This is a genomic window from Streptomyces sp. G5(2025) (assembly GCF_049542075.1).
Taxonomy (GTDB): Bacteria; Actinomycetota; Actinomycetes; order Streptomycetales; family Streptomycetaceae; genus Streptomyces.
This window is the reverse complement of the sequence record NZ_JBMUZT010000006.1, coordinates 2,520,831-2,535,845: the sequence shown is the minus strand read 5'-3', so window position 1 is coordinate 2,535,845 and position 15,015 is coordinate 2,520,831. Positions and strand designations below refer to the sequence as shown.

Here is a 15,015-nt window from a genome sequence, read left to right as displayed (position 1 = left end):
GACATCCTGAACGACGTACGGCCGCCGTGGAGCCCCGGAACGCAAGCGATATCGAACATTCCGGTTTCGGGACCGCTCCGTCACCCCTCTAAACTGACCGCGTGACCGAGAACGCTCAGCAGCAGCCCCCAGCGACCACTCCCGAACTGCCGACCCAGTACGCGCCGGCCGAGGTAGAGGGGCCGCTGTACGAGCGCTGGGTAGAACGGGGCTACTTCTCCGCCGACGAGAAGAGCGAGAAGCCGCCGTACACCGTCGTCATCCCCCCGCCGAACGTCACCGGCGCCCTCCACCTGGGCCACGCCTTCGAGCACACGCTGATCGACGCCCTCACCCGCCGCAAGCGCATGCAGGGCTTCGAGACGCTGTGGCAGCCCGGCATGGACCACGCGGGCATCGCCACCCAGAACGTGGTCGAGCGCGAGCTCGGCAAGGAGGGCAAGTCCCGCCACGACCTGGGCCGCGAGGCGTTCATCGAGCGCGTCTGGAAGTGGAAGAACGAGTCCGGCGGCCAGATCTCCGGCCAGATGCGCCGCCTCGGCGACGGCGTCGACTGGGAGCGCGAGCGCTTCACCATGGACGAGGGCCTCTCCCAGGCCGTCCAGACCATCTTCAAGAAGCTCTACGACGACGAGCTGATCTACCGCGCCGAGCGCATCATCAACTGGTGCCCGCGCTGCCTGACGGCGATCTCCGACATCGAGGTCGAGTACCAGGACGACGACGGCGAGCTGGTGTCGATCAAGTACGGCGAGGGGGACGAGACGCTGGTCGTCGCCACCACCCGCGCCGAGACGATGCTCGGTGACACCGCCGTCGCGGTCCACCCCGACGACGAGCGCTACAAGCACCTCGTCGGCAAGCAGATCAAGCTGCCGCTCACCGACCGCACGATCCCGGTCGTCGCCGACGAGCACGTCGACCCCGAGTTCGGCACCGGCGCCGTCAAGGTGACCCCGGCCCACGACCCGAACGACTTCGAGATCGGCCAGCGCCACTCGCTGCCGAACATCGCGGTCATGGACGAGCACGCCGTCATCACCGCGCACGGTCCCTTCCAGGGGCTCGACCGCCTGGAGGCCCGCTCCGCCATCGTCGGCGCGCTGCGCGCCGAGGGCCGCGTCGTCGCCGAGAAGCGCCCGTACACCCACTCGGTCGGCCACTGCTCGCGCTGCAAGACCACCATCGAGCCGCGCCTGTCGATGCAGTGGTGGGTCAAGGTCGGCCCGCTCGCCAAGGCCGCCGGTGACGCGGTCCGCGACGGCAAGGTCAAGATCCACCCGCAGGAGATGGAGAAGCGGTACTTCGACTGGGTCGACAACCTCCACGACTGGTGCATCTCGCGCCAGCTGTGGTGGGGCCACCGCATCCCGGTCTGGTACGGGCCGAACGGTGAAGTCGTCTGCGTCGGACCCGACGACGAGGCTCCCACCGGCGAGGGCTGGACGCAGGACAACGACGTGCTCGACACGTGGTTCTCCTCCGGCCTGTGGCCCTTCTCCACGCTGGGCTGGCCCGAGCAGACCGAGAGCCTCGCGAAGTTCTACCCGAACTCCGTCCTGGTCACCGGCTACGACATCCTCTTCTTCTGGGTCGCCCGGATGATGATGTTCGGCCTGTACGCGATGGACGGCACGCCGCCGTTCCACACGATCGTGCTGCACGGCATGGTCCGCGACCAGTTCGGCAAGAAAATGTCGAAGTCCTTCGGCAACGCGGTCAACCCGCTGGACTGGATGGACAAGTACGGCTCGGACGCCCTGCGCTTCACGCTCGCCCGCGGCGCCAACCCGGGCACGGACGTGCCGATCGGCGCGGACTGGGTCCAGGGCTCGCGCAACTTCGCCAACAAGATCTGGAACGCCACGCGCTTCGCGATGATGAACGGCGCCACGATCGAGGGCGACCTGCCCCCGGTCGAGCAGCTGTCCGCCACCGACCGCTGGGTGCTCTCCCGCCTCAACGCGACGGTCGCCGAAGTCGACGCGCTCTACGACGACTTCCAGTTCGCCAAGCTCTCCGACGCGCTCTTCCACTTCGCGTGGGACGAGGTCTTCGACTGGTACGTCGAGCTGTCCAAGACGACGTTCATGGCGGGCGGCGAGGGCGCGAAGGTCTCGGCGCGCGTCCTCGGCGAGGTCCTCGACGTCACGCTGCGCCTGCTGCACCCGATCGTGCCGTTCGTGACGGAGACGCTCTGGACGGCGCTGACCGGTGGCGAGTCGCTCGTCGTCGCCGACTGGCCCTCCGACAGCGGCTTCCGTGACGCCGGCGCCGAGCAGGAGATCGAGACGCTCCAGCAGGTCATCACCGAGGTCCGCCGCTTCCGCGCCGACCAGGGGCTCCAGCCGGGCCAGAAGGTCCCGGCCCGCCTCACCCTGGACGGCACGGCGCTCGCCCCGCACGAGGCCGCCATCCGCCAGCTGCTGCGCCTCCAGCCGGAGGGCGACGCCTTCACGGCGACGGCGACGCTGCCGGTCTCCGGCGCCACGGTCGCGCTCGACCTGTCCGGCACGATCGACGTCGAGGCCGAGCGCAAGCGCCTCGCCAAGGACCTCGCCGCCGCCGAGAAGGAGAAGGCGCAGGCCGAGGCGAAGCTCGGCAACGAAGCGTTCCTGGCCAAGGCTCCCGACCAGGTCGTGGACAAGATCCGCGGCCGCCTCACGAAGGCGGAGGCCGACATCGCCCGCCTGACGGCGCAGCTGGAGGCGCTGCCGGCCGCGTAACGGCGCGCGTTGTACGGCGAAGGCCCCCGGGCCGGCTACGGCCGCCCCAGGGGCCTTCGCCATACAGGTACGCGAGCTGACACTCAGCCCACCGGACGGGCGTCCGGCGACGGCTCGTCGACCGGGCCCGCGGGGCCGATCAGCTCCACCTGGTGCTCGTGAGCCTGTTGCTCGAAGACCTCGACGGGGCCGCCGTCCCGCGGCGGGGCTTCGAGGCCGAGCCGCTCCAGCTCCGCGCCCGCGAGGGCGTCCAGGATCTCCGGGTCGCCGTGCCGCCAGCCCCAGGCCAGGCTGCCCGGCGTCGCGTCCGGGATCTCGGCGGCGGCGGCGGCCACCTCGTCCAGCGGCCTGAGCAGCGAGCGCAGGGCCAGCAGGTCCCGGCCGTCGTCGGTGGCGGCGAGGTCCCGCGCCGCGCCCGCCTGGCGGATCCAGCGCAGCCGGCGCGGCAGCCAGACGACGAGGACCAGGCCGACGGGTACGACGAAGAGGGCGACGGCGCCCACGGCCACCGCGGTGCGCACCGCCACCGGGTCCATGGCGTCGACGGCGCCCGCCACGCGCCGCACCGCCGTGTCGAGGCGCCCGCCTACCAGGGGGATGGGCGCCCGGTGCTCCTGGAGGGCACGGGGGAGGGCGAGCAGACAGGCCAGCCGGTACGCCATGACGGCGGCGGCGGCCCACAGCGCGGTCCACAGCAGGACCCCGGCGTCACCGGCGAGCTGATGGGTCCGCCGGGCGGAATTCTGGGCATACCACATGGTCAGATCTGACCCCCGGGACCGGCCGGGGCCCGTCAGCCGCGCCGTGGGTCCGTGCCGCACATCACCAAATCAGGGCCATAAGTCAGATGAATCGGGTCGAAAGACCTTGGATGATGGAGGGCATGCACGACCGCCCCGCCGTCCAGGCGTTCCGCCGGGCGGCGGCCACCGGCCGTCGCCTGGCCGGGCGCTGGGCCCAGGCGGCCAGGACCGTGGACCTGCTCACGGCGCTGAGCGCGCTGGCGCTGATGAGCCTGGACGTACCGGGCCTCGCGGCGGCGGACAACCCCCTCAACGGCCCCATGGCCGCCCTGGTCCTGACGGCGGGCGCCGCCTCGCTGATGCTGCGCCGCACGGCGCCCTGGCTGACGTACGCCGTCGCGCTGTTCCTGCTCGGTTGGCTCTTCGAGCTGACGCTGGTGCAGTTCGCGCTGTACTCCCTGGGCCGGTATCGCGGCCGCCGGGCCGGGACGCTCGGCGTCCTCGGCTATGTCACGTTCGCCTACGCGCTGTTCCAGCTGCCCGGCTGGCCGCCCCACCGGGGCGAGACGCTCGGCGACTTCCTGAGCCTCGTCGTGCCGGTCGGCGTGCTCGCGGCGGGGGTCGGCGTGGCCGCGAACCGGCAGGACCTGGTCCGCGCCCTGGAGGCGCAGCGCGCGCAGACGGAGACGCTGCACGCCGTCCAGCAGGAGCGCGCCCGCATCGCGCGCGACGTGCACGACTTCGTCGGCCGCGAACTGACCCTGCTCAGCGTGCGCTCCCAGGTGCTGGCGCGCCGGGCCGAGGGCGGGCCCTTCGCGGACGGCTTCGAGGAGCTGTCGGAGACGGCGCGCAGCGCGCACCGCATGCTGAACGAGATCATCGTCCAGCGCGGCACCGACGGCGCCCCCACCCCCGGCCTCGACGCCCTCCCCGAACTCGCCGAGAGCAGCGGCCACGCGGGCAGCCCCGTGGAACTCCTGATCGACCCGGTGGCCCACCGCCTCTCCCCGCTGCGGCAGGCGGCCGTCCACCGTGTGGTCCAGGAATGCCTGACCAACGCGGCGAAACACGCGCCGGGGGAGCGGGTCACCGTCCGGGTGGACGTGGCGGACGGACGCCTTGGCATCACAGTGCGCAACGCCCTGCCGCCCACACGCCCCGCGACGGCCCCGGTCTCGGCGGGCATCGGCACGACCGGCATGGCGGAGCGGATCAGGGCGGTGGGCGGAGAGTTCTCGTCGGGGCCGGTGGCCGGGGCGTACGAGGTCCACGCGTGCCTTCCGGCGGGCGAACTGGCCTGAGCCGGCCCCCGCGTCGCGGGACGAACGCGGCTACGCCGCGGACATCATCCGCTCAAGACCGTCGAAGTCCTCCACGCACTTCCCGCAGCCCAGCGCCACGCTGTCCAGTGGGTCGTCGGCCACGAACACCGGGATGCCGGTGGCCGAGGCGATGCGCAGGTCGAGGCCGGGGAGCAGGGCGCCGCCGCCCGTCAGCACGATGCCGTGCTCCATGATGTCCCCGGACAGCTCGGGCGGGCACTCCTCCAGGGTCGTCTTCACCGCCGCGATGATGTGCTCCACGGGCTCGTCGACAGCGCTCCGTACCTCCCGCACCGTCAGATCGACGGTCTTGGGCAGCCCGCCGACCTTCTCCCGGCCCCGCACGGTGAACGTCCGCCCCTCGAACTCCTCCTCGCCCGGCACCGGCCACGCGGAGCCGATGGCGACCTTGATGTCCTCGGCGGTGCGCTCGCCCACGAGCAGCGAGTGCTCCTTGCGGACGTAGTCGGTGATCGCCGTGTCGAGCCGGTCGCCGCCCACCCGCAGCGACTGCGCCGTGACGATCCCGCCCAGCGAGACGACGGCGACCTCGGTCGTACCGCCCCCGATGTCGACGACCATCGAGCCGCGCGGCTCGGCGACCGGCAGCCCCGCCCCGATCGCGGCGGCCATCGGCTCCTCCACCAGGTGCACGGCCCGCGCCCCGGCCCGCTGCGACGCGTGCACGATGGCGCGCCGCTCGACGGGCGTGACCCCGCTCGGCACGCATACGACCATGCGGATACGGGGGCGCCGTCCCGGCACGGCCTTGCGCACGAAGTGCCGGATCATCTCCTCGGCGGCTTCGTAGTCACTGATCACGCCGTCGCGCAGCGGACGGATGGCGGTGATGGACCCGGGCGTCCGCCCGATCGTCTCCTTGGCCTCCGTGCCCACGGCGAGCACCCTGCTCTTGCCGCCCCGGTCCGACCGCACGGCGACCACGGACGGTTCGTTGAGCACGATCCCCTTGCCGCGGACGTAGAGAAGGGTGTTCGCAGTGCCGAGATCGATACCTATGTCCATGATCGCAAGTCTGCCGGGCGGCCCGGCGAAGCGGAGGGACCAAAGTCCCGAATCGGACGGGCCAAAGGTCCCGACGAGGCGGACTGCTCCCCTCCGGCCGGTCCGGACGCCGAGTGTCGGCGCCGCTCCGTAGACTGACGTACGTGAGTGAGCTCCCCCCGCACGACGACGACCGCCCGACCGACCCCGCCGACCCCACCGCCGCCGCCTTCGAGGAGATCGTCGGCGCCGAGACCGACCGGGACCCCGACCTCGCGGTGATCGAGGCGGGCAGCCGCACCCTGCGCGCCCAGGCGGGCCCGCCGCAGGGCGACATCCCCGCCCGCCCCACCGACCCGGAGGTGGACAAGGCGCTGCGCGAGGTCGAGACGGAGCTCGCGGGCCGCTGGGGCGAGACGAAGCTGGAGCCCTCCGTCAGCCGCATCGCCGCGCTGATGGACGTCCTCGGCGAGCCCCAGCGCGCGTACCCCTCGATCCACATCACGGGGACGAACGGCAAGACCTCCACGGCCCGCATGGTCGAGGCCCTGTTCTCCGCCTTCGAGCTGCGCACCGGGCGGTACACCTCGCCCCACGTCCAGTCGATCACCGAGCGGATCAGCCTGGACGGCGCCCCCATCGAGGCCGAGCGCTTCGTGGAGACGTACCAGGACATCAAGCCGTACGTCGAGATGGTCGACGCCCGCCAGGAGTACCGCCTCTCCTTCTTCGAGGTCCTCACCGGCATGGCGTACGCGGCCTTCGCGGACGCCCCGGTGGACGTGGCCGTCGTCGAGGTCGGCATGGGCGGCCGCTGGGACGCCACGAACGTGATCGACGGCTCGGTCGCCGTCCTCACCCCCATCGACCTGGACCACACCGACCGCCTGGGCTCCACGCCCGGCGAGATCGCCACGGAGAAGTCCGGCATCATCAAGCCGGGCGCGACGGTGGTCATGGCCCAGCAGCCGGTGGACGCGGCGCAGGTGATCCTGAAGAAGGCCGTCGAGGTCGACGCGACGGTCGCCCGCGAGGGCCTGGAGTTCGGCGTCGTCGCCCGCCGGGTCGCGGTCGGCGGCCAGCTCCTGACCCTGCGCGGCCTCGGCGGGGAGTACGAGGAGGTCTTCCTGCCCCTGCACGGCGAGCACCAGGCGCACAACGCCTCGGTGGCGCTCGCCGCCGTGGAGGCGTTCTTCGGCATCGGCTCGCAGCACGCCCGCCCGCTGGACATCGACACGATCCGCAAGGCCTTCGCCTCGGTCACCTCGCCGGGCCGCCTGGAGGTCGTGCGGCGCTCGCCCACCGTCGTCCTGGACGCCGCGCACAACCCCGCGGGCGCCCGCGCCGCCGCCGCCGCGATCGGCGAGGCCTTCGACTTCAGCAACCTCATCGGCGTGGTCGGCGCGAGCGACGGCAAGGACATGCGGGGGCTGCTCGAAGCCTTCGAACCGATCTTCGCCGAGGTCGTCATCACGCAGAACACCAGCCACCGCGCGATGGGCGCGGACGAACTGGCCGCGATCGCCGTCGAGGTCTTCGGCGACGAGCGCGTCCAGGTCGAGCCCCGCCTGCCGGACGCGCTGGAGGCCGCGATCACCCTCGCCGAGGCAGAGGGCGAGTTCGCGGGCGGCGGCGTCCTCGTCACCGGTTCCGTCATCACGGTCGGCGAGGCCCGACTGCTCCTGGGAAGGGGCTGACTCCTGTGCGTACGCTCTGCGCTTCGACGCTGATCGGCGAGTTCTTCGTCATCGGCTTCGCCGGTCTGGTCGCCATGAAGGACCCCGACCTGTCCATGGGCACGGTCTGGACGGTCAGCGGCATCGCCATGCTGCTGTGCGTGCTGCTGTGCGGTGTGATCACCAGGCCGGGCGGGGTGCAGCTGGGCTGGGCCCTGCAGATCGCCCTGATCGCGAGCGGTCTCGTGGTGCCGATGATGTTCTTCATGGGCGCGGTCTTCGCCGCCCTGTGGTGGGCGTCGGTCCACTTCGGGCGCCAGGTCGACGAGGCGAAGGCCCGGTTCGCGGCGATGGCGGAGAGCCAGGCGGAGGCCGGAGGTAACACCGCGTAGCCGCCCCCGGTATCGTGCGGCCCAATCCCACGACGCGATCGTGACCGATCGTGAGAACACCTCTGGTGAACACCTTGGAGCCGCACATGAGCCAGCGCACCCTCGTCCTGCTGAAGCCCGACGCCGTCCGTCGTGGCCTGATCGGGGAGATCATCGGCCGCATCGAGCGCAAGGCGGGCTGGACGATCTCCGCGCTGGAGCTGCGGGCGCTGGACCAGGAGACCCTGGAGCAGCACTACGGCGAGCACAAGGGCAAGCCGTTCTACGAGCCGCTGGTCGCGTTCATGTCGTCCGGTCCGGTCGTCGCGCTCGTCGTCGAGGGCGAGCGGGTCATCGAGGGCGTGCGCGCCCTGGCCGGTCCCACCGACCCGATCGCCGCCGCGCCGGGCTCCATCCGCGGCGACTTCGGCACGATCGTCCGGGAGAACCTGATCCACGCCTCGGACTCCGAGGAGTCCGCCGAGCGCGAGCTGAAGATCTTCTTCCCGGGCGTGGCGTAACGCTCCGCGCGTCTCGCGAATGCCCCGCTGATGACGCGTCAGCGACACGCCGCCGTGACCTGGACGGCCGGAGCGATTCGGCCGTCCATTGGCGTATGCGCCCCAATTGGGGGAACCCGTGCCCCTGATGGCACGTCTCCAAGAGCGGGGCGGCACATCATCTGCTGACAATGGCGAAGACCCTCGCGTCGTCTTCGCGCGGCCGAGACTACGATGGAAGCCTCCACTGCCACTCAGCACCCACCTCGCCTACCTAAAAAGCCATCACAAGCTCCAATAGGGAAGGCCAGACGCATCCTCATGGGGAACAACATGTCGTTCATCGGCCGTGACATGGCTGTCGACCTCGGGACCGCCAACACGCTGGTGTACGTCAGGGGTCGGGGGATCGTACTCAACGAACCGTCCGTCGTCGCGATCAACACCAACACCGGTGGCATCCTCGCGGTCGGCGCCGAGGCGAAGAAGATGATCGGGCGCACGCCCGGCAACATCGTGGCGGTCCGCCCGCTGAAGGACGGTGTCATCGCCGACTTCGAGATCACCGAGCGCATGCTCCGCTACTTCATCCTCAAGATCCACAAGCGGCGCTACCTCGCGCGCCCGCGCGTGGTGGTCTGCGTGCCCTCGGGCATCACCGGAGTGGAGCGCCGCGCGGTCATCGAGGCCTCGTCGCAGGCCGGCGCGCGCCAGGTGCACATCATCGAGGAGCCCATGGCGGCCGCCATCGGCTCCGGCCTGCCGGTGCACGAGGCCACGGGCAACATGGTGGTGGACATCGGCGGCGGCACCACCGAGGTCGCCGTCATCTCCCTCGGCGGAATCGTCACGGCACAGTCGATCCGCGTCGCGGGCGACGAGCTGGACAACGCGATCATCCAGCACATCAAGAAGGAGTACTCCCTCCTCCTCGGTGAGCGCACGGCCGAACAGATCAAGATCACCATCGGTTCGGCGTACGACATGGACGCCGACGAGCACACCGAGATCCGCGGCCGGGACCTGGTCTCCGGGCTGCCCAAGACCGTCGTCATCTCCGCCGCCGAGGTCCGCAAGGCGATCGAGGAGCCGGTCAACGCCATCGTCGACGCCGTCAAGACGACCCTCGACAAGTGCCCGCCCGAGCTGTCGGGCGACGTCATGGACCGCGGCATCGTCCTGACCGGCGGCGGTGCCCTGCTGCGCGGCCTCGACGAGCGGCTGCGCCGCGAGACCGGCATGCCGATCCACATCGCCGAGGACCCGCTGGACAGCGTGGCGCTCGGCTCCGGAAAGTGCGTCGAGGAGTTCGAGGCGTTGCAGCAGGTGCTGGACGCCCAGCCCCGCAGATGATCTGAACGGAAAACATCCGCCGTACGAGTGCCTGCCACCTCGTGCGGCGGATCGTTGATATAGAGGCAAGAACAGAATTCAGGCAAGGCAGAACAATTCCCCAGAACCCCGTGGAACGCGCAGTGTCCACGGAATCCGATTGAGGAAGGCACGCCGCCGCACGTGAGGGACACACGAGAGAGCCGGCTGCTCCTGGTGCTGCTGATCGCCATCGCGTTCGCTTTGATCACGGTGGACATCCGCGGCGGTGAGGACTCGCCGGTCGACGGTGCCCGCCAGGCCGCCGCCGGCGTCTTCGGTCCGGTCGAGGAGGGGATGGCCTCCGCCGTCGACCCGATCGGCAACGCCATCGGCGCGGTCCGCGACTCCGGCGAGCGTCACGACCGCATCGCCGAACTGGAGCGGCAGAACGCCGCGTTGAAGGCGAAGCTCGGCAGCGACGACCGCAACCGCAGCCGCCTGCGCCAGCTCGACGGCATGCTGAAGAAGGCCGGCGCCGGACAGTACGGCATCAAGGGCGCCGAGGTCATCGGCATAGGAGCGGCCCAGGGCTTCTCCTGGACCGTCACCATCGACGCCGGCGCCAACGACGGGATCAAGCGGGACATGACCGTCCTGAACGCCGACGGCCTTGTCGGCCGCGTCACCACGGTCGGCCCTGGCACCGCCACCGTCCTGCTCGCCAACGACCCCGACTTCACCGTCGGCACCCGCATGGAGAAGACCGACGAACTCGGCTTCGCCACCGGCCAGGGTGACCGCCCGCTCTCCGTCCAGCTGCTCAACGGCAAGGCCAAGGTCAAGAAGGGCGACCGCCTGGTCACGTTCGGCTCGCAGAAGGACAGGCCGTTCGTGCCCGGCGTACCGGTCGGCGAGGTCGTCCGCGTCGACCCCTCCGGCGGCGACCTCACCCGCAACGTCTACGTGAAGCCGTACGTCGGGTTCACCAAGCTCGACATCGTCGGCGTCGTCGTCGAGGCTCCCCGCGAGGACCCGCGCGACACGGTCCTGCCGAAGAAGCCCGAGAAGCCCAAGCCGATCCCGACGGTGACCGTCACGGCCACCCCGTCGGGCAAGCCGGAGGACGGCGCGGCCGAGGGCACCGCCGACGGCCCGGCAGACGGCCCGGCCGACGGCACGACTGACAACGCCGACAACGCCGACGACGCCGAGCAGTAGGAGACCGGACCATGCGCTTCAACCGAATCCTGCTCTCCACCACCCTCGTCGTCGTCGCCCTGGTCATCCAGGTCAGCGTCCTGGCCCGGCTCCAGCTGCCCGGCGCCGTGCCCGACCTGGTGCTGCTCACCGTCCTCGGCCTCGCCCTGGTCTACGGCCACGTCGGCGGCGCCCTCATCGGCTTCGGCGCGGGCCTCCTGTCCGACCTGGCCCCGCCCGCCGACCACGCCGCCGGACGGTACGCGCTGGTGCTCTGCGTCGTCGGCTACCTCGCGGGCCTCGCCAAGCCCGAGAGCGGGCGGCTGCGCTCGGCCACCGGCCCGCTCTTCGTGGTCGTCGGGGCCGCCGTCGGATCGACGCTGCTGTACGCGGGCGTGGGCGCCCTCGTCGGGGACACCGCCGCCCGCCACGTGGGCCTGGTCGGGCTGCTCTTCACCGCCGTGCTCTACGACCTGCTGCTCGCGCCCTTCACCGTGCCGCTGATCATCGCGCTCGCCCGGCGCGCCGAGAACGACCCGCTGGGCGAGGGCTCGCACGCCAACACCGCCGCCGACGTCTCCTCCGGCTGGGTCGCCTCCGGCACCGGCCTGAGCATCGGCAGCCAGCGCGGCGGTCTGCGGGCGAAGGCGGCCAAGGCCCGCGTCGCACGCGCCGGACGCATCAAGGGGGTCAAGCGCCTGTGACGGCGAAACACTTCGCTGACCGCGCCGAAGGACGTATCAGGGGAGGGGAGAAGTGACGAACATTCCGGAGACCGGACGGACCCCACGCGTCCAGATCCGTCTCATCGTCATCCAGATCCTCGTCGTCTCCCTCCTGCTCACCCTCGGCGGCCGCCTCTGGTACCTCCAGATCCGCAACGGCGAGGAGTACGCCAAGGAGGCCTCCGGCAACCACGTCCAGCAGGTCGTCGAGCCCGCCGTGCGCGGTTCGATCCTGGACGCCCGCGGTGTGCCCATCGCCGACAACCACACGCGCCTGGTCGTCTCCGCGTCCCGCACGGACCTGATGAAGATGAAGGACGACGGCAAGGCGGTCCTCGCCAAACTCGCCGACGTCCTCGGCATGGACCCCAAGGACGTCTCCGACAAGGTCCGCCTCTGCGACGCCAAGACCCCGCAGCCCTGCTGGAACGGCTCGCCCTACCAGCCCATCCCGATCACCGACGAGGCCACGCCCAAGCAGGCCCTCCAGATCCGCGAGCGCTCCGAGGACTTCCCCGGCATCACCGCCGAGCCCACCGCCGTGCGCCGCTACCCCGCGCCCGGCAAGTCCAACACCGCGCAGGTCCTCGGCTACCTCTCGCCCGTCACCGACGAAGAGATCAACAAGGCCAAGGACACCGACTCCCCGTTCCTCCGCTCCGACCAGGTGGGCCGCTCCGGGCTTGAACGGACGTACGACAAGCAGTTGCGCGGCAAGGCGGGCGTCACCCGCTACGAGGTCGACAACCTCGGCCGCGTCATCGGCAAGGCCGAGTCCGACGAGGCGAGGCCGGGGGCGAACGTCGTCACCAGCATCGACGCCCGCGTCCAGGCCGTCTCCGAGTACTGGCTGAACGACGCGATGAAGAAGGCCCGCCAGGAGTTCGACAAGAACACCGGCGAGAACTACAAGGCCGACGCGGGCGCCGTCGTCGTCATGGAGAACAAGACCGGCCGCGTCGTCGCCATGGCCTCCAACCCGACGTACGACCCGAACGCCTGGGTCGGCGGCATCTCCGGCAAGGACTACGCCCAGCTCACCGGCAAGAAGTCCAACTACCCGCTGCTGAACCGCGCCATCCAGGGCCAGGCGGCCCCCGGCTCGATCTTCAAGGTCATCCCGACAGCCGCCGCCGTCAACGCCGGCTACGACTTCAACGACCGCTATCCCTGCCCCAGTTCGTACTCGATCGGCGGCCAGACCTTCAAGAACTTCGAGTCCAAGGGCCACGGCTCCATCACCCTCGGCCAGGCCCTCGAAGTCTCCTGTGACACCGTCTTCTACAAGCTCGCGCACGACCAGTGGAACAAGGACGGCGGCAACAAGCCGCGCCCCGACGCCAAGGACTGGTTCTACAAGACCGCCCACCAGTTCGGCCTCGGCAAGGAGACCGGCATCGACCTGCCCAACGAGGTCACCGGCCGCGTCCCCGACCGCCAGTGGAAGAAGGACTACTGGAAGGCCAACAAGGACGCCTGGTGCAAGCAGGGCAAGAAGAGCGGCGGCGACTACGCCGCGCGCATCGCGTATGAGAACTGCCTCGAAGGCATGAAGATGCGCGCCGGTGACTCCGTCAACTACTCCATCGGTCAGGGCGACACCCTCGTCACGCCGATCCAGATGGCCACGGTCTACTCCGCCATCGCCAACGGCGGCACCATGTACGACCCCACCGTCGGCAAGGCGATCATCAGCGCCGACGGCAAGCACATCGAGGAGATCAAGCCCGAGGCCCACGGCAAGCTGCCGATGGACGCCGCGCTGCGCAAGGACATAGACGGTGCCCTCGCGGACGTCGCGACGCGCGGTACCGCCGCGTGGCGGTTCGGCGGCTGGCCGCAGGACAAGATCCCGATGCACGCCAAGACGGGTACCGCCGAGGTCTACGGCAAGCAGACCACCTCGTGGTTCGCGACCTACACCAAGGACTACTCGATCGTCATGACGATCTCCCAGGGCGGTACGGGCTCCGGCGCCTCCGGACCCGCCGTCCGCAAGATCTACGACGCGATCTACGGCCTCGACGACAGCGGCAACCAGGACCTGAAGAAGGCGCTCCTGCCCGAGCCGCAGAAGACCCTGCCGAAGATCCAGCCCGACGGCTCCATCGACGCCCCCAAGGTCAAGCCGTACAAGCCCGAGGCGCCCGAGCCCAAGGACGAGCAGCAGGAACTGGCCGGCGCCCCGGCCGGCTGGAGGCGCGACTGATGACCAACAGCGGCTTCTCCGTCTCCGGGTACGGCCCCGAGCGCTCGAACATGTCCAGGCTCCTCGCCCGCGACTCCATCAGTGCGCCGGCTCGACTGGCCGATGCTCCTCGCCGCGCTCGCGCTCTCCGCGATCGGCTCGGCGCTCGTCTACTCCGCGACCCGCAACCGCACCGAGCTCGTCGGCGACGACCCCTACGCCTTCCTGGTCAAGCACGTCATCAACATCGGCATCGGCCTCGCGCTGATGGCGGGCACGGTCTGGCTCGGCCACCGCACGCTGCGCACCGCCGTGCCGATCCTCTACGGCATCTCGGTCTTCCTGGTGCTGCTGGTCCTGACCCCGCTCGGGGCGACCATCAACGGCGCCCACGCGTGGATCGTCATCGCGGGCCAGTCGCTCCAGCCCTCCGAGTTCTGCAAGGTCACGATCATCCTGGGCATGGCGATGCTCCTCGCCGCCCGGGTCGACGCGGGCGACAAGGAGCACCCCGACCACCGCACGGTTATCCAGGCCCTCGGCCTCGCCGCCGTACCCGTCATGATCGTCATGCTGATGCCCGACCTCGGCTCGGTCATGGTCATGGTGATGATCGTCCTCGGGGTGCTGCTCGCCTCCGGCGCCTCCAACCGCTGGGTCTTCGGCCTGCTCGGCACCGGCGCGCTGGGCGGCATCGCCATATGGCAGCTCGGCGTCCTCGACGACTACCAGATCGCCCGCTTCGCCGCCTTCGCCAACCCCGCGCTCGACCCCGCGGGCGTCGGCTACAACACCAACCAGGCCCGCATCGCCATCGGCTCCGGCGGCCTCACCGGCACCGGCCTCACCAACGGCTCGCAGACCACCGGACAGTTCGTCCCCGAACAGCAGACCGACTTCGTCTTCACGGTCGCGGGCGAGGAACTGGGCTTCGTCGGCGCGGGCGCCATCCTGCTCCTGCTCGGCGTCGTCCTGTGGCGGGCCTGCGCCATCGCGCGCGAGACCACCGAGCTGTACGGCACGATCGTCGCCGCCGGCATCATCGCCTGGTTCGCCTTCCAGTCCTTCGAGAACATCGGGATGACGCTGGGCATCATGCCGGTCGCGGGCCTCCCGCTGCCCTTCGTCAGCTATGGAGGCTCGTCGATGTTCGCCGTCTGGGTGGCGGTCGGACTGCTCCAGTCGATCAAGGTGCAGCGCCCGATGTCCGCGTAACCCACGCCGAAGTCTGTCCCGCCGCAGGTTTGG

General features: G+C 70.5%; 11 protein-coding genes and 1 pseudogene. 10 read left to right on the top strand and 2 right to left on the bottom strand.

Features of this window, described 5'->3' with window-relative positions; all coding sequences use genetic code 11:
* Positions 1-101: 101 nt before the first annotated feature.
* Positions 102-2,726, top strand: a complete 2,625-nt coding sequence (locus ACOBQB_RS22305; RefSeq protein ID WP_423593910.1) for a valine--tRNA ligase — start codon at positions 102-104, stop codon at positions 2,724-2,726.
* 83 nt (positions 2,727-2,809) lie between these two features.
* Here ACOBQB_RS22305 and ACOBQB_RS22300 read toward each other — a convergent pair whose 3' ends face one another.
* Positions 2,810-3,484, bottom strand: coding sequence for a hypothetical protein (locus tag ACOBQB_RS22300; RefSeq protein ID WP_423593909.1), 675 nt, complete (start codon positions 3,482-3,484; stop codon positions 2,810-2,812).
* A gap of 125 nt (positions 3,485-3,609) precedes the next feature.
* Between ACOBQB_RS22300 and ACOBQB_RS22295 the strand changes: the two genes are divergently transcribed.
* Positions 3,610-4,770 (top strand): sensor histidine kinase, encoded by a 1,161-nt coding sequence (locus ACOBQB_RS22295; RefSeq protein ID WP_423593908.1) that lies wholly within the window; start codon positions 3,610-3,612, stop codon positions 4,768-4,770.
* 30 nt (positions 4,771-4,800) lie between these two features.
* On the opposite strand, the gene ACOBQB_RS22290 is transcribed toward ACOBQB_RS22295, so the two are convergent.
* Positions 4,801-5,817: a rod shape-determining protein gene (locus ACOBQB_RS22290; RefSeq protein ID WP_423593907.1), complete on the bottom strand. Its 1,017-nt coding sequence runs from the start codon at positions 5,815-5,817 to the stop codon at positions 4,801-4,803.
* A 143-nt stretch (positions 5,818-5,960) separates the two neighbouring features.
* Here ACOBQB_RS22290 and folC point away from each other — a divergent pair, with 143 nt between their 5' ends.
* From folC to rodA, 8 genes and pseudogenes are all read left to right on the top strand, one after another.
* Positions 5,961-7,493 carry a bifunctional tetrahydrofolate synthase/dihydrofolate synthase gene (gene folC, locus ACOBQB_RS22285; RefSeq protein ID WP_423593906.1) on the top strand — a complete coding sequence of 511 codons (1,533 nt, stop codon included), beginning with the start codon at positions 5,961-5,963 and terminating at the stop codon, positions 7,491-7,493.
* A 5-nt stretch (positions 7,494-7,498) separates the two neighbouring features.
* Complete coding sequence (locus ACOBQB_RS22280; protein ID WP_423593905.1) at positions 7,499-7,864, top strand: DUF4233 domain-containing protein; 366 nt, start codon at positions 7,499-7,501, stop codon at positions 7,862-7,864.
* Between the two features lie 86 nt (positions 7,865-7,950).
* The gene (gene ndk, locus ACOBQB_RS22275) at positions 7,951-8,364 is read left to right on the top strand and encodes a nucleoside-diphosphate kinase (protein ID WP_423593904.1); all 414 of its coding nucleotides are present in this window, start codon (positions 7,951-7,953) and stop codon (positions 8,362-8,364) included.
* Between the two features lie 312 nt (positions 8,365-8,676).
* A complete protein-coding gene (locus ACOBQB_RS22270) occupies positions 8,677-9,696 on the top strand; it encodes a rod shape-determining protein (RefSeq protein ID WP_030362602.1) in 1,020 nt (339 codons plus the stop codon).
* 162 nt (positions 9,697-9,858) lie between these two features.
* The gene (mreC, locus tag ACOBQB_RS22265; RefSeq protein WP_423593903.1) at positions 9,859-10,875 is read left to right on the top strand and encodes a rod shape-determining protein MreC; all 1,017 of its coding nucleotides are present in this window, start codon (positions 9,859-9,861) and stop codon (positions 10,873-10,875) included.
* Positions 10,876-10,886: 11 nt separating this feature from the next.
* Positions 10,887-11,558, top strand: a complete 672-nt coding sequence (gene mreD / locus ACOBQB_RS22260; protein WP_423593902.1) for a rod shape-determining protein MreD — start codon at positions 10,887-10,889, stop codon at positions 11,556-11,558.
* 52 nt (positions 11,559-11,610) lie between these two features.
* Positions 11,611-13,788 (top strand): penicillin-binding protein 2, encoded by a 2,178-nt coding sequence (gene mrdA / locus ACOBQB_RS22255; protein WP_423593901.1) that lies wholly within the window; start codon positions 11,611-11,613, stop codon positions 13,786-13,788.
* Positions 13,788-14,982 (top strand): annotated as a pseudogene (gene rodA, locus ACOBQB_RS22250) (rod shape-determining protein RodA). Before mrdA ends, rodA begins: the two are co-directional and overlap by 1 nt.
* Positions 14,983-15,015: the final 33 nt, after the last annotated feature.